Source organism: Streptomyces sp. NPDC058198 (assembly GCF_042882605.1).
GTDB lineage: Bacteria > Actinomycetota > Actinomycetes > Streptomycetales > Streptomycetaceae > Streptomyces.
Genome location: NZ_JBHVVP010000017.1, coordinates 102,332 through 118,845, shown reverse-complemented (window position 1 = coordinate 118,845; position 16,514 = coordinate 102,332). Strand labels below are relative to the sequence as shown.

The window sequence follows — 16,514 nt, the reverse complement described above, 5'->3', positions numbered from 1 at the left end:
ACACCCCCATCGGCGTCCTGCGCAGCTTCCAACGACCGGTCTACGACACCCTCATGTCCGACCAACTCGACGCAGCCGTCGAACAACACGGCAAGGGCGACCTGTCCACGATGCTCGCGGGCGGCGACACCTGGACCGTCGTCGGCTGACACACGCCGTCGGCCGGTACGCACGGCGCTCGGGCCCGGATCTCCCAGGAGGTCCGGGCTTCGTCGTGTCAGGTTCCGTCGTGTCAGGCTCCGCCGGGTCAGGCTCCGTCAGGCTTCGCCGTGTCCCGCGGCCCGCGCCTCGTCGTACGCCGCACGCGCCGTGAACACGTCGTCCAGCCGCCGTTCCGACCAGCGCGCCAGCCCCCAGACCTGCTCGGCGGCCTCCCGCCCCAGCCCGGTCAGCATGTAGTCCACGCGCGGCGGGATCACGGGCTTGGCGTCCCGGTGGACGAAGCCGTCGCGCTCCAGCGTCCGGAGGGTCTGGGCGAGCATCTTCTCGCTGACGCCGCCGACCTCGCGCCGCAGTTCGCTGAAGCGGTACGAGCGCTCCAGCAGGGCGGCGAGCACGAGCACGCCCCAGCGGCTGGTGACGTGCTCCAGGACCAGCCGGGAGGGGCACATCTGCCGGTTGACGTACGGCCTGTCGCTTACGGTCATGCCAGTACCTTACTTCAAAGTGGGTACTTTCCCTTGGATAGTACCCACCATAAGGTGAGCGACAGAGACCTACCAAACCGCACCAACTGGAGAAATCCCCCATGAGCATCGTCGTCACCGGAGCCACCGGGCACCTCGGCCGCCTCGTCATCGCCGCCCTGCTGGCCGCGGATGTCCCCGCCGAGGGGATCGCCGCCGCCGTGCGGGACAAGGAGAAGGCCGCGGACCTCGCGGCGCACGGCATCGAACTGCGGCTCGCCGACTACGACCGGCCCGAGACGCTGGCGGGGACGTTCCGGGCAGGCGACCGGGTGCTGCTGGTCTCGGGCAGCGAGGTCGGCCGGCGCGTGCCGCAGCACACCGCGGTCATCGAGGCCGCGCGGGCGGCCGGGGTGGCTCAGCTGGCGTACACGGGCGTGCTGGGCGGACCCGAGGCCGACTTCCAGCTGGCGGCCGAGCACCAGGTCACCGAGCAGCTGATCCTCGGCTCGGGGCTGCCGTACACCTTCCTGCGCAACGGCTGGTACACCGAGAACTACACCGAGAACCTCGCGCCGGTGCTGGAGCACGGCGCCGTCGTCGCCAACGCGGGCGAGGGCCGCGTCGCCTCGGCCTCCCGCGCGGACTACGCGGCCGCGGCGGCCGCCGTACTCACCGGTGAGGGGCACCTGGGGAAGGCGTACGAGCTGAGCGGCGACACGGCGTGGTCCTTCGCCGAGTACGCGGCGGAGCTGACGCGGCAGACCGGCGGGACCATCGCCTACCGCGAGGTCCCGCCCGCGGCGCGGCTCGAAATCCTCACCGGCGCGGGGCTGCCGGAGTCGCTGGCCGAGGTGCTCGTCGATGTCGACCACGCGATCGAGCGGGGGCTGCTCGCCCGTACGACGGGTGATCTGGCCCGGCTGACCGGCCGCCCGACCACTCCGCTCGCCGACTCGGTCGCCGAGGCGCTCAAGGCCTGACCGCACGCGCCCTGCCCCGCCCGGCCGCCCCTGCGTCATGACCGTATGACGATACGGACATGACATTCTGTTCCGCGCGGCGCTACCTTCGTGGAAGTCGCCGTCTGGGGGCGGCGGGCGTGTGGTGGGAGGGCAAGTGAAGGCGGACAGCGAGCAGCGAGCAGGTCTGCTGTACGGGATCGGCGCCTACGGGATGTGGGGACTGGTCCCGCTCTTCTGGCCGCTCCTCAAACCGGCCGGGGCGATGGAGATCCTCGCCCACCGGATGGTCTGGTCGCTGGCGTTCGTCGCGATCGGGCTGCTCGCGCTGCGCCGCTGGGCCTGGGTCGGGGAGCTGCTGCGCCAGCCGCGCAAGCTGGGGCTCATCGCCGTGGCCGCCACCGTGATCACCGTCAACTGGGGCTTCTACATCTGGGCGGTCAACACCGGCCGGGTCGTCGAAGCGTCCCTGGGCTACTTCATCAACCCGCTGGTGACCATCGCCATGGGCGTCCTGCTGCTCAAGGAACGGCTGCGGCCGGCCCAGTGGACGGCGGTCTTCATCGGTTTCGCGGCGGTGCTGGTGCTCGCGATCGGGTACGGGCAGCCGCCCTGGATCTCGTTGACGCTGGCGTTCTCGTTCGCGACCTACGGCCTGGTCAAGAAGAAGATCAATATCGGCGGTCTGGAGTCGCTGGCGGCGGAGACGGCTGTCCTGTTCCTGCCGGCGCTCGGCTATCTCGTCTGGCTGAGCGCGTCCGGCTCGGCGACCTTCGCCGCGGAGGGCGCGGGGCACGCGACCCTGCTCGCCGCGACGGGCCTGGTCACCGCCGTGCCGCTGGTCTGCTTCGGCGCGGCGGCGATACGGGTACCGCTGTCGACGCTGGGGCTGCTGCAGTATCTGGCCCCGGTCTTCCAATTCGTGCTGGGCGTCGCGTACTTCCACGAGGCGATGCCGGCGGAGCGGTGGGCGGGCTTCTCGCTGGTCTGGCTGGCGCTGACGATCCTGACCTGGGACGCGCTGCGGACGGCCCGCCGCAACAGGGCGCAGGCGCTGCGGCTGTCGGCGCTGGCGGCGGAGCAGGGCGCGATCGTGCCGCCTCCGGCCCCCGCTCCCGCCGAGCCGGAGCCGGCGCCCGCCCCCTCCCCCGCCCCCGGACCGCGGGAACCCGCGACCTGACGCCACGCGCCGGCCGCGGATGCCCGCCGGACCCGCCGCTACCGAGGCGCGGGCTCCGCGGGCCGGTGCGCCGTCTCGTGCGGGACGGCGGTGGCGACCGTGGACGAGCCGGACTTCCCGCCCGGTCCGCGCAGACCCGTTGCCGTGATCAGGGCGCCCAGGGCCACCATCGCCACCGGGACCATCAGCGCCGTACGGAACGCGTCCAGAGTGGCGGCCGGGGAGCCGTCCGTGCCGGCGACGGCGATGCCGTAGACCGCTGTCACCGCCGAGATACCGACCGCGGAACCGAACTGGGTGGCGGTGTGCAGCAGTCCGCCCGCCAGACCCTGTTCCGCCGGCGCCACCCCGTCCGTCGCCGCGATGGTCAGCGGACCGTACGCCAGCGCGAAGGCGGTTCCGGTCAGGATCAGGGTCGGGAACATCGCCGCGTACGACCAGTCCATGCCGACCGGCAGGAACAGTCCGTACGACACGATCCCGAGGATGAATCCACCGAGGATCACCCGGGCGTTGCCGAAGCGGTTCACCAGGCGCGGGGTGAGTGTCGGGGCGACGACCGCGTCGATGCCGATGATCACCAGGGCGAGCGCGGTCTCCAGGGAGGACCAGCCGCGCAGCTCCTGGAGGTAGAGCGTCACGACGAACTGGAAGCCGAAGAAGGAGCCGACGAAGAGCAGCGCGCCCAGGTCGGCACGGACCATCGACGCCTTGCGGAAGATCGCGAGGCGGACCAGCGGGGCGGCCGAGCGGCGCTCGATCAGCGTGAAGAGACCCACCAGCAGCAGTCCCGCCGCGAAGGCGCCCGCCGTCAGCTCCCAGCCGGAACCGCCGTGCTCCAGCCGTACGATCCCGTACGCCAGCAGCAGCATCGCCCCGGCCGCCGTGGCCGCACCCGGCAGATCGAAGCCTCCGGACCCCCGTACCGGAGGCTGTTCGGCGGCGGAACGCGGCAGCAGCCGTACCGCCGCGAACAGGATCGCCCCCGCCAGCAGCACCGGCGCGAAGAACACCCAGCGCCAGCCGAGCTGCGTCAGCAGACCGCCGATGACCAGGCCGAGCGAGAACCCCGCCGCGGCCGTACCCGCGAAGACCAGCAGCGCCTTGTTGCGCTGCGGCCCCTCCTCGTACGACGTGGTGATGATCGACATCGCGGCGGGGGTCATGAACGCCGCCGACACGCCTGTGATGAAGCGCGCGACGATCAGCATCCAGCCCTCGTTCGCGAGCCCGCCCAGGCCGGAGAAGAGCAGAAAGACCGTGAGCCAGCCCAGGAACATCCGCCGCCGGCCGAGCAGATCGGCCGCGCGGCCGCCGAGCAGGGTGAAACCGGCGTAGCCGAGGACGTAGGCGCTCATCACCCAGGCCGCGGTGCCGGTCGACAGGTCCAGATCGGATCTGATCGAGGGGACGGCCACCGCGAGCATGGCGACGTCGATGCCCTCCAGGAAGATCGTCCCGCAGAGGACCAGAAGCAGCCCCCAGGCACGGGCGGACATGGCCGGCGCGGCGGACACGGATGACATGGGTGACTCCTCGGGGAGCTACGGAAGCAGCAGGAAGCCGCAGAAAGGGAGGCGGTTACGCGAGGTGGTTACCTGACCGATGGCCAGTTCCTTCTTGTAACCACCCGAAGCCTGCGGCAGCATGACGGGTTATGGAAGAAGGCACTTCGAAGTCACCGAGTAACTGCGCGCATACCGCCTCCGACGACGGCTACGGGGACACCGACCCCTTCCAGTGGGACACCCGGGAGGACTGCGAGGTACGGCAGATCCTGGACCGGGTCGCCGACAAGTGGTCGCTGCTGGTCATCGCCCTGCTCGAACTCCGTAAGCTCCGCTTCACCGAGCTGCGCCGGGAGATCGACGGCATCAGTCAGCGGATGCTGACGGTGACGGTGCGGCAGCTGGAGCGGGACGGTCTGGTCGAGCGGACGGTGTATCCGGTCGTGCCGCCGCGCGTGGAGTACGAGCTCACGCCGCTCGGCCGCACGCTGCACACCACGATCCGCGCGCTGGTGACCTGGACGGAGGAGCACCAGTCGGAGATCGCGGCGGCGCGGGCCGCGTACGACGCGCGTACGGCGGCCACGACAGGGACGAGCGCACTCTGATCGGCAGCCGCTCCATACGGACACCCGTGCAATCGCATGGCCGACACGCGTGGCTCGATCTGATCGGTGTCCGCCATTCGGACGATCCCTGTCAGGAGGAGAGCGGCATCGGGCTCAGCCGCCGGATTCCGTTCCGGCGCGTACCGGAGGCGAAGACCGTCAGGGGACGGACCGGGGGCGTCCGGCGTCCGTTCAACGAACACCCCTGTCCGGATCCCGCCCTTGACGGTGACTCGATCTCTCACTGACCATTCAGCACGCACAGCGCACCACAAGCGCCGAAGCTCCACCAGCTCCAACGCCCCACGCCACCGTCGCCGTGGGGCGCTCGCACGTTCCGTCCCGTCCCCGTTCGGAATCCGGAGCCCCCACATGAAAATCACCGTCCCCGGAGTGCGCCACATACCCACGCGCACGGCCGCGGTCGCCGCGCTCGCCCTCGCCGGGCTGCTCGCCGCCGCCGCGCCGGCCGCCACAGCGGCCCCCGTGACCTCTCAGAGACCCGTGCGATCCGCACCGGCCCCCGCCCTCGAAGCGGCCGCCCTCGCGGCCCCTGACATCCCGCTCGCCAACGTCAAGGCGCATCTGACCCAGCTGTCGTCGATCGCCGCCGCCAACGGCGGCAACCGCGCCCACGGCCGCGCCGGCTACCTGGCGTCCGTCAACTACGTGAAGGGCAAGCTGGACGCGGCCGGATTCACCACCACCGTGCAGCAGTTCACCTCCAGCGGCGCCACCGGCTACAACCTGATAGCCGACTGGCCCGGCGGCGACCCGAACCAGGTGCTCATGTCCGGCGCCCACCTCGACTCGGTCACCTCGGGCGCCGGCATGAACGACAACGGCTCGGGCTCCTCCGCCGTCCTCGAAACCGCGCTCGCCGTCTCCCGGGCGCAGCTCCAGCCGACGAAGCATCTGCGGTTCGCCTGGTGGGGCGCCGAGGAGCTGGGCCTGATCGGCTCGAAGTACTACGTCAACAACCTGCCGAGCGCCGAGCGGTCCAAGGTCAGCGGCTATCTGAACTTCGACATGATCGGCTCCCCGAACGCCGGTTACTTCGTCTACGACGACGACCCGACGATCGAGCAGACCTTCAAGGACTACTACGCCGGCCTCGGTATCTCGACGGAGATCGAGACCGAGGGCGACGGCCGCTCCGACCACGCCCCGTTCAAGAACGTCGGCATCCCGGTCGGCGGGCTGTTCAGCGGCGCCGACTACATCAAGACCGCGGCGCAGGCCCAGAAGTGGGGCGGCACCTCGGGGCAGGCCTTCGACCGCTGCTACCACTCCTCCTGCGACTCCCTGACGAACATCAACGACACGGCGCTCGACCGCAACAGTGACGCCGTCGCCTACGCGGTCTGGACGCTCTCGGCCGGCTCCACCATCCCCTCGGGTGAGGTCTTCGAGACGCTCACGGATGTCTCCATCCCGGACAACGGCGCCGCCGTCACGTCGTCGCTCACCGTCTCGGGCCGTACGGGCAACGCCCCCACCGCGCTCAAGGTGGGCGTGGACATCAAGCACACCTGGCGCGGTGACCTGGTCGTCGACCTGGTCGCCCCGGACGGGACGGCCTACCGGCTGAAGAACTCGAGCAGCGGCGACTCCGCGGACAATGTGATCGCCACCTACACGGTGAACGCGTCGAGCGAGGTCGCGAACGGCGCCTGGAAGCTGCGGGTCCAGGACGTCGGTGCCCAGGACACGGGCTACATCGACAGCTGGCGGCTCACCTTCTGAGACCGACCCGCTCAGGCCGGTGGCCCGGATCCCCGGATCCCCGGGCCGCCGGTCACCCGGTGGCCGCCGGCCGACCGGCGGCCACCCCGGCTCAGGCCGTGATGTCCTTCGCCGTGAAGCGCGCCCAGGCCGCCGAGCCGAACACCGCGGCGTACAGCGCCTGCAGCCCCAGGTTCTTGACCACGTCGTCCCAGTAGACCGGCTCGCGCAGCAGATCGGCGAACGACATCCAGTAGTGCGTGAAGAGGTACGGCTGGATCGCGTGCAGCTGCGGGATCGTGTCCAGGATCTGCACCGTGATCAGCAGCCCGACCGTCGCCGCCATCGCCGCGATGCCGCTGTTGGTCAGGGTGGAGATGAACAGGCCGAGCGCCGCGAGCCCGATCAGCGAGGCGGCGACGACCAGCGCGATCAGCACGGCCCGCACCAGCCCCTCCCCGAAGGAGATCCGGGTGCCGGAGATCGTGGTGACCTCACCCAGCGGGAAGAGCAGCGCGCCGACGGCGAGCGCCGAGGCCGCCACGGCCAGCGTCGCGGCCAGGCAGAAGGCCAGCGTGGAGGCGTACTTGGCGAGCAGCAGCCGGGTTCGCCCGGCGGGGGCCACCAGCAGATAGCGCAGCGTCCCGCCGCCCGCCTCGCCGGCCACCGAGTCCCCCGCGATGACCCCGACGGCCATCGGGAGGAAGACGGGGAGCGTGGCGGCGAGCGCGGCGAAGACCAGGAACAGTCCGTTGTTGGTGATCTGGGTGAGGAAGGCGGGGCCACCGCCGCCCGGGCGGCCGACCCCACCGCCGTCGCTCGTCTCGATCTTCACGGCGATCCCGATGAGGACGGGTACGGCGGCGAGCACACCCAGCAGGGCCAGCGTGCGCCCGCGCCGGAAGGTGATCGTCAGCTCGGAGCGGAACAGTCCGAGCGTCCACCACAGGCGCGTCTCCCGCGCCCCGGGCCGCTCCGGCGGCGTCCCTGTCGCGTCCAGTACCTCAGCCTGCGACATCGAAGCCCTCCCCGGTCAGCGCGACGAAGGCGTCCTCCAGCGAGGCACGCTCGATGCCGAAGGACCGTACCCGCACGCCTGCCTGTACGAGCGCGGCGTTGAGGTCCGCGAGCTCCACCTCGCCGGCGGGCGGCTCACCGCTCACCCGGTCCTCGGCGACGGTCACCTCGGTGACGCCCAGTTTCTTCAGTACCCGCGCGGCCTCGCCCGGGTCGGGAGTCGTGACCGCCAGTCTCCCCCGGGCTCCGGCCGCCAGATCGGCGACCGATCCCTGGGTGATCAGCCGTCCCTGGGCCATCACGGCGGCATGCGTGCACACCTGCTCGATCTCGTCGAGGAGATGGGAGGAGAGAAAGACGGTCGTGCCGTCCGCCGCCAGCTCCCGCACCAGGGTCCTGATCTCGCGCATGCCCTGCGGGTCGAGACCGTTCGTCGGCTCGTCCAGCACCAGCAGCCGGCGCGGCTGGAGCAGCGCGGCCGCGAGTCCGAGCCGCTGCTTCATCCCGAGCGAGTACGCCTTCGCCCGCTTGCCCCCGGCGGCGGTCAGCCCGACCCGGTCCAGCGCCTCCGCCACCCGGGTGCGGCGGGTGCGGGGATCGGCCGTCGGGTCGGCGGAGTCGTACCGTACGAGATTGTCCCGGCCGGTCAAGTACCCGTACAGCGCGGGACCTTCGATCAGGGTGCCCACCTCCGGGAGCACGGCACGGGCCGCGCGCGGCATGGGCCGTCCGAGGAGGGTGGCCGAGCCTGCGGTCGGGTCGATCAGGCCCATCAGCATCCGGATGGTGGTGGTCTTGCCCGACCCGTTGGGTCCGAGGAAGCCGAACACGCTGCCTTCGGGTACGGCCAGGTCGAGGCGGTCGACGGCGAGCTGTCCGCCGCGGAAGCGCTTGGTGAGCCCGCGTGTCTCGATGACGGCTGTCATCTCGCTCCTCCCTTCGCTCGTGGGCGGTATGCGGTCCTGCGGTCCTGCTGGCTTGCGGTCCTGCTGCCTTGCGGTCGGCGGTGCCCGGCAGGAAGCCGACCGGCCCCGGTCAGCATTCCGCCCCGCCGTACGGAGCGTACGACGGGGCGGGCGTTGCTGCCTTACTTGGCCTGGTTGGCGGCCTTGACCAGAGCGTCCTTCGTCACGGCGCCGACATAGACCCTGCCGTCGTCCGTCATCAGGGCGTTGACCAGGCGGGTCTGGAAGACCGTGCCCGAGCCGAACTTCCCGGTGACCTTGTCGCCCAGCGCGTCCATGAACTTCTGGGCGTCCTGCGGCATCTCGTCCGACGTCGACGGCGCGGACGCGCCGTCCGAGGATCCCAGCACATAGACCGCGTTCCAGCCCTCGCCGATGACCTTCGGCTGGTTGAGTTCGTTGCGGTCCTTGAGCTCCTTCAGGTCCTTGAGGTCCTTGGCGCCCTCGCCGCCCTTGGCGGACTCCCGCGCCGTGTCCTCGTCGGCCTGCGTCACCTTCGCGCCCTTGGGCGGCGTGAAGTCGAACGTCGACGCGGCCGGCCTGGCGAAGTCGACCTTGGTGAAGCCCACGTCGACCACGGCCTTGCCGCCACTGGTCGGCATGAGCGTGAACTTGAGCGGGGTACCGGTCTTCGCGTCGACCGCGACGGTGATCGAGCCGACCGTGGAGCCTGCGGCCTGCTTGGGCTTGATGAGCAGCTGGTACGCGTCGCGCCCGGCGATCCGCGCCGTGCCGTCGACGCTCACCGAGGTCGTGTCGCCCGCGGCCTTCAGTGCCTGCTCGGCGAACTCCTTGGGCGTGGCGGGGACGCCCTTCCCGGCCGGCCGCTCCTTGCCCTGGTGCGAGCCGTCCGCGCCCTTCGGAGAGGCGGCGTGGTAGGCCTCGTTGGAGGCGCTGTCGTACGCCCAGACCTCGCCGGCGTTGTGGATCAGGCTGTACTCGGCAGCGTCGTTCATGATCGACACGCGCTGCTTGTCGGGGCCGTCCGCCGCGACCCGCAGCGTGTGGGTGCCGGCGCCGAGCTCCATCAGCTTCGTGGTCGGGTCCGCCGTGGAACCTCCCTTGCCGTCCTCGGCGCCCTGCGGGGCGAGCGAGCTGCCCATCGCGCCGGTGAGGCCGCCCAGCGACGGGATGCCCAGGTCCGTGGTGATCTTCACCGAGCCCGAGAGCCGCTCGGTGTCCGACGCGGCGATCTTCTCGATGAGCTGCTGCGCGCTGATCTTCGGCAGATCGGGATCACCCGACGCGGCGAGTGCCGGGACGAGTCCGATGGTCGCCGCAGCCACCCCCGCCACCGCGACCGGGACCGCGTAACGCGTGACGCGACGACGCCCCGCGCGGGCCTCCCCGTCCTCCTCGGTGATCTGTGCGCTGTCGTTCGGTGCCATGTGTGCCCTACCTCCGTGGTCGGCGGCCTTCCGTCCGTTGCACTCGTCCACCCCTCGCCGCCATTCTCACCCGAATTGGTCAGGAGTGGTGTTGTCCATCTGACCAAATCGAACTGGCGTAAGCGTCAGACCGCGGAAGCAACTTCCCGTACTGCTCTGGGATGACATACGGACGAGATGCCTCCCCCATCCAGTAGGGGACGCGTGGGGGACCGTCAGCCGGCGCGGTGGACCACCGCGTCGCACAGCTCGACCAGCGCGGACTTCGCGTAGCACTCGGGCAGCGGCGTCAGCGTGGCCCGCGCCGCCTCCGCGTAGTGCACGGTGTCGCGCCGCGCCTGCTCCAGGGCCGGGTGCGCGCGCAGCAGACGCAGCGCCCGCGCGTGCCGGGCGTCGTCCGTCAGATCGCCGTCCAGCAGCTCGACCAGCTCCAGGTCGTCCTGCCTGCCGTGCGCCTCGGCCTGCGCGCGCAGCAGCAGCACCGGCAGCGTCGGGATGCCCTCGCGCAGATCCGTGCCGGGGGTCTTGCCCGACTCGTGGGAGTCGCTGGCGATGTCGAGGACGTCGTCGGCGAGCTGGAAGGCGACGCCGAGCCGCTCTCCGTACTGGGTGAGGATGTCGACGACGGAGTCGTCCGCGCCCGACATCATCGCGCCGAAGCGTCCGGAGACGGCGATCAGCGAGCCCGTCTTGCCGCCGATGACATCGAGGTAGTGGTCGACCGGGTCGCGTCCGTCGCGCGGTCCCGCCGTCTCCAGGATCTGGCCCGTGACCAGCCGTTCGAAGGCTTCCGCCTGGACACGGACGGCCTCGGGGCCCAGGTCGGCCAGGATGTGCGAGGCGCGGGCGAAGAGGAAGTCACCGGTGAGGACGGCGACCGAGTTGCCCCAGCGGGCGTTGGCGCTGTCCACCCCGCGGCGGACCTCCGCCACGTCCATCACGTCGTCGTGGTACAGCGTCGCCAGATGCGTCAGCTCGACGACCACGGCCGACGGGACGACACCGGGCGCGTACGGATCACCGAACTGCGACGCGAGCATCACCAGCAGCGGCCTGAACCGCTTGCCGCCGGCCCGCACCAGATGCTGAGCGGCCTCCGTGATGAAGGGGACCTCGCTCTTGGTGGCGTCGAGCAGACCCGCCTCGACAGCCGCCAACCCGGTCTGGACATCGGCCTCAAGAGCCTGGTCCCGCACGCTCAGCCCGAACGGCCCGACGACGGTCACGAGAGGTACTCCTGTCTGCTGACGCTCACACGCATTGTCGATGTGTCGCTGCCCTCACTCAAGTCAGCGTATCCGGTCGCGTTTCGATCACCATGGGCGCCTTCCCGGCACCGCCGGTATGTTCGGGGTCGCACATACGGCCAAGAGTGGAACTTCTGTCCGAAACAGCGGCCGACGCGGACCCGAACGCAGGGCGTACGGCCGCCAAGGAGTCCATGGGTGCCGAGGGCGGGTCCGGCGCGGCGCGACGCGGGGGCTGGTGGGGCTACCGCCGGTACGATTCCCGAACTCCCCGGCACACCCAGCCCTTTTCGGTCGAAGCGGGCTTTTCACCACTGACGCGGCTGGGCAACAGCGACGTAACGTGTCCTGCATCGATCCGGAAAGCGAGGCAGCACCAATGTCCGAGCAGAGCCCGCTCGAACCGGCCGAGGGCGATCCCTTCGGTCCGCACAACCTGCCGTACGGAGTCTTCTCCACCGCCGACGAGCCGGACCGTCGCCGGCTCGGGGTCCGTATCGGCGATCAGGTGCTCGACGCGGGAGCGGCGGCGCACGCCCTGGGCTCCCCGTACGCGGCGCTGCTGGACCGGCCGAGCCTCAACCCCCTGATGGCGGCGGGTCGCACGGCCTGGCGCGATGTACGCCGCGCCCTCACCGCATGGGTCACCGTCCCCGCGCACCGCGCCGAGATCGAGCCGCTCCTCCACCCGCTGCGCTCGGTCACGCTGCATCTTCCGTACGAGGTCGCGGACTATGTCGACTTCTACGCGAGCGAGCACCACGCCACCAATGTGGGCCGGATCTTCCGCCCGGACGGGGACGCGCTGACCCCCAACTGGAAGCACCTGCCGATCGGTTACCACGGCAGGGCCGGCACGATCGTCGTCTCCGGTACGGACGTGACGCGCCCCTCGGGCCAGCGCAAGGCCCCGTCCGACCCGGCGCCGGTCTTCGGGCCCTCGGTGAAGCTCGACATCGAGGCGGAGGTCGCCTTCGTCGTCGGTACGCCGTCCCGGCAGGGCGCTCCGGTGGAGCTGGCCTCCTTCCGCGACCATGTCTTCGGGCTCTCCCTGCTCAACGACTGGTCGGCGCGTGACATCCAGGCCTGGGAGTACGTGCCGCTCGGCCCGTTCCTCGGGAAGTCCTTCGCCACCTCCGTCTCCGCGTGGGTGACCCCGCTGGAGGCCCTGGACGCGGCCCGGGTGACGCCGCCGGCCCGTACCGCCGAGTTGCTCCCCTATCTGGACGACGCGGACGACGAGGAGCCGGGCGGCTTCGATCTGCGGATCTCCGTCTCCCTCAACGGCCAGGTGATCTCCGAGCCGCCCTTCTCCACCATGTACTGGACGGCGGCCCAGCAGCTGACCCATATGACGGTCAACGGCGCCTCGCTCCGTACGGGAGACCTCTTCGCCTCCGGCACGGTCAGCGGCGCCACCCGCGAGGAGCGCGGCTCCCTCCTCGAACTCACCTGGAACGGCACCGAGCCCATCGAACTCCCCGACGGCAAGCGGACGTTCCTGGAGGACGGCGACGAGGTCACCCTGACGGCCTGGGCCCCGGGCCCCGACGGCACCCGGGTCGGTCTGGGTGAGGTGACGGGCCGGATCGCGCCCCGATGAACCGCCGCCGGGGCGCCGCCCTCCTCATACTCGTCCCGCTCCTCACTCTCGGCGCCTGCGCCGAGAGTGAGGAGCGGAGCCCGGCCGAAATCTACGAGGACGGCTACCTCTTCGGCCGGGACGAGGGCCCGGCCAAACACCTCAGCGGCACCGACATCGACCGCGGCGTCGCAGAGTCCGAGTGTGGCGAGCACGCGGAAACAGACGGCGTGAAGACCAGCCCGATCTGGATGGACGGCTGCACCGACGCCGCCCGCGACCTGGCCGCCAGCCCCCCGGCGCCACCCCCGAAGTAACCCGTCCCGTCAACGTCCCGCCACGCCTTCACACGTCCGCAGGACCTTGATCCCCCATCCGGCGGTGACCGGCCGCTCGTGTCGGGCGGGCGGGCGGGCGGGGGAATGGCAGAGGCCCGGCACCTGGAACGGTGTCGGGCCTCTGGCGGGTGGAACGGGTGGCTAGCGGACGAAGACGCCCGCCTGGTTCGCCAGGTCCAGGAAGTACTGCGGGGCCACGCCCAGGACCAGGGTGACCACGACGCCCACGCCGATCGCCGTCATCGTCAGCGGTGACGGCACCGCGACCGTCGGGCCGTCTGCCTTCGGCTCGCTGAAGAACATCAGCACGATGACCCGGATGTAGAAGAACGCCGCGATGGCCGAGGCGATCACACCGACCACGACCAGCGCTCCCGCGCCGCCCTCCGCCGCCGCCTTGAAGACCGCGAACTTTCCGGAGAAGCCGGAGGTCAGCGGGATACCGGCGAAAGCGAGCAGGAAGACCGCGAAGACCGCGGCCACCAGCGGCGAACGCCGGCCGAGCCCCGCCCACTTGGACAGATGCGTCGCCTCGCCGCCCGCGTCGCGCACCAGCGTGACGACCGCGAACGCGCCGATCGTGACGAAGGAGTACGCCGCCAGGTAGAAGAGGACGGACGAGACACCGTCGGGCGTCGCGGCGATCACACCGGCCAGGATGAAGCCCGCGTGCGCGATCGACGAGTACGCCAGGAGGCGCTTTATGTCCGTCTGGGTGATGGCGACGATCGCGCCGCCCAGCATGGTGATGATGGCGATGGCCCACATCACCGGCCGCCAGTCCCAGCGCAGGCCCGGCAGGACGACGTACAGCAGCCGCAGCAGCGCGCCGAAGGCGGCCACCTTGGTCGCCGCGGCCATGAAGCCGGTGACCGGGGTGGGAGCGCCCTGGTAGACGTCCGGCGTCCACATGTGGAACGGCACGGCGCCGACCTTGAAGAGCAGCCCCATCAGGATCATCGCGCCGCCGATCAGCAGCAGCGCGTCGTTCCCCATGGTGTCGGCGAGCGCCGGACTGACGTTCTGGACGGTGCCGTCGACCACCTCCGCGATGCGCGCGTACGAGACGGAGCCCGCGTACCCGTACATCAGGGCGATCCCGAAGAGCAGGAACGCCGACGAGAAGGAGCCCAGCAGGAAGTACTTCACCGCGGCCTCCTGCGACATCAGCCGCTTGCGGCGGGCGAGGGCGCAGAGGAGGTAGAGCGGGAGCGAGAAGACTTCCAGCGCGATGAAGAGCGTCAGCAGATCGTTGGCCGCCGGGAAGGCCAGCATGCCCGCGATGGCGAACAGCGCCAGCGGGAACACCTCGGTCGTGGTGAACCCGGCCTTGACCGCGGCCTTCTCGCTGTCACTGCCCGGCACGGCCGCGGCCTCCGCGACGAAGGAGTCCGTACGGTTGCCGTGGGTCTCCGGGTCGAGCCGGCGCTCGGCGAAGGTGAACACCGCGACGACCGAGGCCAGCAGGATCGTGCCCTGCAGGAAGAGGGTCGGGCCGTCGATGGCGATGGCGCCCATGGCCGCGATATGCGCCTTGGTCGTGCCGTATCCGCCGGCCGCGAGCGCGATCACCGCCGCGAAGGCGGCGGCCAGGGCGACCACGGAGAGGAAGAGCTGCGCGTGGTACCGCCCCTTGCGGGGGACGAACGCCTCGACCAGGATCCCCAGGACCGCGGCGCCCACCACGATCAGCATGGGGGCCAGCTGGGCGTACTCGATATTCGGGGCCGGGATCTTGTCGATCCCGTCGGCCGCCGTCGTTGTCCACAGGCTGTGGACAGCTGTCGCACTCACGGGGCGGCCTCCACCTCGGGCTTGGGATCGGTCTGCTGTACGTCGGACATCGTGTGCTGCACCGCCGGGTTGACGATCTCGGTCAGCGGCTTCGGATAGACGCCCAGGAAGAGGAGGAGCGCGATCAGCGGGGTGACGACCACCAGCTCCCGGACCCGCAGATCCGGCATGTTCCGGACCTCGGCCTTCACCGGGCCGGTCATCGTGCGCTGGTAGAGCACGAGCACGTACAGCGCGGCGAGCACGATGCCGAGGGTGGCGATGATGCCGACCACCGGATACCTGCTGAACGTGCCGACCAGGACCAGGAATTCACTCACGAACGGGGAGAGCCCCGGCAGCGAGAGCGTGGCGAGACCGCCGATCAGGAACGTACCCGCGAGGACCGGCGCGACCTTCTGCACCCCGCCGTAGTCCGCGATGAGCCGCGAGCCGCGCCGGGTGATCAGGAAGCCGGCCACCAGCATGAGCGCGGCCGTCGAGATCCCGTGGTTGACCATGTAGAGCGTGGCGCCCGACTGGCCCTGGCTGGTCATCGCGAAGATGCCCATGATGATGAAGCCGAAGTGCGAGATCGACGCGTACGCGATCAGGCGCTTGATGTCGCGCTGGCCGACCGCGAGCAGCGCTCCGTAGATGATGCTGATCAAGGCCAGCACCAGGATCACCGGCGTGGCCCACTTGGACGCCTCGGGGAACAGCTGGAGACAGAAGCGCAGCATCGCGAACGTGCCGACCTTGTCGACCACCGCGGTGATCAGTACGGCGACGGGCGCGGTGGCCTCCCCCATGGCGTTGGGGAGCCAGGTGTGCAGCGGCCACAGCGGCGCCTTCACGGCGAACGCGAAGAAGAAGCCGAGGAAGAGCCACCGCTCGGTGCCGGTCGCCATGGTCAGCGTGCCGTCCGCCCGCGCCGCGGCGATCTCGGTGAGCGAGAACGTACCCGTGACGACATGGAGGCCGATGACCGCGGCCAGCATGATCAGGCCGCCGACCAGGTTGTAGAGGAGGAACTTCACGGCCGCGTACGTACGCTGCTTGGCCGCCGCCTCGTCCCCGCCCGCGTGGGCGCGGTCGCCGAAGCCGCCGATGAGGAAGTACATCGGGATGAGCATGGCTTCGAAGAGGATGTAGAAGAGGAAGACGTCGGTGGCCTCGAAGGAGAGGATCACCATCGCCTCGACCATCAGGATCAGCGCGAAGAAGCCCTGGGTCGGCCGCCAGCGGCGGTTCGGGTTCGCGTCCTCCATCGGGTCGGCGTCATGCCAGCCGGCCAGGATCACGAACGGGATCAGCAGCGCGGTCAGCGCCAGCAGCGCCACCCCGATACCGTCCACGCCCAGTTCGTACCGCACGCCGAAGTCCGCGATCCAGGCGTGCGATTCGGTGAGCTGGTAGCGGGCGCCGCCGGGCTCGAAGCGGACCAGCACGAGGGCGGCCAGCACGAGCGTGGCGAGCGAGAAGAGCAGCGCCAGCCACTTGGCGGCGGTGCGCCGGGCGGCCGGGACGGCCGCCGTGACGATCGCGCCGACCGCGGGAAGCACCGCCGTCGCCGTCAGAAGAGGGAACGACAT

The 16,514-nt window shown here is 70.6% G+C and carries 14 protein-coding genes and 1 pseudogene; 7 read left to right on the top strand and 8 right to left on the bottom strand.

The window, feature by feature from the left end; genetic code table 11:
• Positions 1-149: pseudogene (locus tag ACFVWW_RS32410) on the top strand (2-oxoacid:ferredoxin oxidoreductase subunit beta); the annotation flags it as partial.
• Between the two features lie 108 nt (positions 150-257).
• On the opposite strand, the gene ACFVWW_RS32405 reads toward ACFVWW_RS32410, so the two are convergent.
• A complete protein-coding gene (locus tag ACFVWW_RS32405; RefSeq protein ID WP_386879220.1) occupies positions 258-647 on the bottom strand; it encodes a winged helix-turn-helix transcriptional regulator in 390 nt (129 codons plus the stop codon).
• Positions 648-748: 101 nt separating this feature from the next.
• On the opposite strand from ACFVWW_RS32405, the gene ACFVWW_RS32400 reads away from it, so the two are divergent.
• Positions 749-1,609 (top strand): SDR family oxidoreductase, encoded by an 861-nt coding sequence (locus ACFVWW_RS32400; protein ID WP_386879221.1) that lies wholly within the window; start codon positions 749-751, stop codon positions 1,607-1,609.
• A 136-nt stretch (positions 1,610-1,745) separates the two neighbouring features.
• Positions 1,746-2,768 (top strand): EamA family transporter RarD, encoded by a 1,023-nt coding sequence (gene rarD / locus ACFVWW_RS32395; protein WP_386879222.1) that lies wholly within the window; start codon positions 1,746-1,748, stop codon positions 2,766-2,768.
• 38 nt (positions 2,769-2,806) lie between these two features.
• Here rarD and ACFVWW_RS32390 read toward each other — a convergent pair whose 3' ends face one another.
• Positions 2,807-4,294 (bottom strand): MFS transporter, encoded by a 1,488-nt coding sequence (locus ACFVWW_RS32390; RefSeq protein ID WP_386879223.1) that lies wholly within the window; start codon positions 4,292-4,294, stop codon positions 2,807-2,809.
• A 131-nt stretch (positions 4,295-4,425) separates the two neighbouring features.
• Here ACFVWW_RS32390 and ACFVWW_RS32385 point away from each other — a divergent pair, with 131 nt between their 5' ends.
• Together ACFVWW_RS32385 and ACFVWW_RS32380 are read left to right on the top strand one after the other, a co-directional pair.
• Positions 4,426-4,884 (top strand): winged helix-turn-helix transcriptional regulator, encoded by a 459-nt coding sequence (locus ACFVWW_RS32385; protein ID WP_384337744.1) that lies wholly within the window; start codon positions 4,426-4,428, stop codon positions 4,882-4,884.
• A gap of 372 nt (positions 4,885-5,256) precedes the next feature.
• Positions 5,257-6,630 carry a M28 family metallopeptidase gene (locus ACFVWW_RS32380; protein WP_384337743.1) on the top strand — a complete coding sequence of 458 codons (1,374 nt, stop codon included), beginning with the start codon at positions 5,257-5,259 and terminating at the stop codon, positions 6,628-6,630.
• A gap of 91 nt (positions 6,631-6,721) precedes the next feature.
• Here ACFVWW_RS32380 and ACFVWW_RS32375 read toward each other — a convergent pair whose 3' ends face one another.
• The 4 genes from ACFVWW_RS32375 to ACFVWW_RS32360 all read right to left on the bottom strand — a co-directional run bounded on the left by ACFVWW_RS32375 (position 6,722) and on the right by ACFVWW_RS32360 (position 11,205).
• On the bottom strand, positions 6,722-7,627 hold the full coding sequence (locus ACFVWW_RS32375; RefSeq protein WP_384335148.1) for an ABC transporter permease: 906 nt from the start codon (positions 7,625-7,627) through the stop codon (positions 6,722-6,724).
• Positions 7,614-8,552, bottom strand: a complete 939-nt coding sequence (locus ACFVWW_RS32370) for an ATP-binding cassette domain-containing protein (RefSeq protein ID WP_384185803.1) — start codon at positions 8,550-8,552, stop codon at positions 7,614-7,616. The genes ACFVWW_RS32375 and ACFVWW_RS32370 overlap by 14 nt, the downstream gene beginning before the upstream one ends.
• A 161-nt stretch (positions 8,553-8,713) precedes the next feature.
• Positions 8,714-9,979 (bottom strand): outer membrane lipoprotein carrier protein LolA, encoded by a 1,266-nt coding sequence (locus ACFVWW_RS32365; RefSeq protein ID WP_386879224.1) that lies wholly within the window; start codon positions 9,977-9,979, stop codon positions 8,714-8,716.
• 215 nt (positions 9,980-10,194) lie between these two features.
• Positions 10,195-11,205, bottom strand: coding sequence for a polyprenyl synthetase family protein (locus ACFVWW_RS32360; protein WP_384185808.1), 1,011 nt, complete (start codon positions 11,203-11,205; stop codon positions 10,195-10,197).
• Between the two features lie 400 nt (positions 11,206-11,605).
• Here ACFVWW_RS32360 and fahA point away from each other — a divergent pair, with 400 nt between their 5' ends.
• On the top strand, positions 11,606-12,829 hold the full coding sequence (fahA, locus tag ACFVWW_RS32355) for a fumarylacetoacetase (protein WP_386879225.1): 1,224 nt from the start codon (positions 11,606-11,608) through the stop codon (positions 12,827-12,829).
• Positions 12,826-13,125: a hypothetical protein gene (locus ACFVWW_RS32350; RefSeq protein WP_386879226.1), complete on the top strand. Its 300-nt coding sequence runs from the start codon at positions 12,826-12,828 to the stop codon at positions 13,123-13,125. The genes fahA and ACFVWW_RS32350 overlap by 4 nt, the downstream gene beginning before the upstream one ends.
• Positions 13,126-13,287: 162 nt before the next feature.
• Here the strand turns inward: ACFVWW_RS32350 and nuoN are convergent, their stop codons facing one another.
• Positions 13,288-14,940, bottom strand: a complete 1,653-nt coding sequence (gene nuoN, locus ACFVWW_RS32345; RefSeq protein ID WP_384185817.1) for an NADH-quinone oxidoreductase subunit NuoN — start codon at positions 14,938-14,940, stop codon at positions 13,288-13,290.
• On the bottom strand, positions 14,937-16,514 hold the full coding sequence (locus ACFVWW_RS32340; RefSeq protein WP_384185820.1) for an NADH-quinone oxidoreductase subunit M: 1,578 nt from the start codon (positions 16,512-16,514) through the stop codon (positions 14,937-14,939). Before ACFVWW_RS32340 ends, nuoN begins: the two co-directional genes overlap by 4 nt.

Coding starts and splice junctions, on each gene's coding strand:
- ACFVWW_RS32405 (WP_386879220.1), bottom strand. CDS start 647: ATGACCGTAAGCGACAGGCCGTACGTCAACCGGCAGATGTGCCCCTCC.
- ACFVWW_RS32400 (WP_386879221.1), top strand. CDS start 749: ATGAGCATCGTCGTCACCGGAGCCACCGGGCACCTCGGCCGCCTCGTC.
- ACFVWW_RS32390 (WP_386879223.1), bottom strand. CDS start 4,294: ATGTCATCCGTGTCCGCCGCGCCGGCCATGTCCGCCCGTGCCTGGGGG.
- ACFVWW_RS32385 (WP_384337744.1), top strand. CDS start 4,426: ATGGAAGAAGGCACTTCGAAGTCACCGAGTAACTGCGCGCATACCGCC.
- ACFVWW_RS32380 (WP_384337743.1), top strand. CDS start 5,257: ATGAAAATCACCGTCCCCGGAGTGCGCCACATACCCACGCGCACGGCC.
- ACFVWW_RS32375 (WP_384335148.1), bottom strand. CDS start 7,627: ATGTCGCAGGCTGAGGTACTGGACGCGACAGGGACGCCGCCGGAGCGG.
- ACFVWW_RS32370 (WP_384185803.1), bottom strand. CDS start 8,552: ATGACAGCCGTCATCGAGACACGCGGGCTCACCAAGCGCTTCCGCGGC.
- ACFVWW_RS32365 (WP_386879224.1), bottom strand. CDS start 9,979: ATGGCACCGAACGACAGCGCACAGATCACCGAGGAGGACGGGGAGGCC.
- fahA (WP_386879225.1), top strand. CDS start 11,606: ATGTCCGAGCAGAGCCCGCTCGAACCGGCCGAGGGCGATCCCTTCGGT.
- ACFVWW_RS32350 (WP_386879226.1), top strand. CDS start 12,826: ATGAACCGCCGCCGGGGCGCCGCCCTCCTCATACTCGTCCCGCTCCTC.
- ACFVWW_RS32340 (WP_384185820.1), bottom strand. CDS start 16,514: ATGTCGTTCCCTCTTCTGACGGCGACGGCGGTGCTTCCCGCGGTCGGC.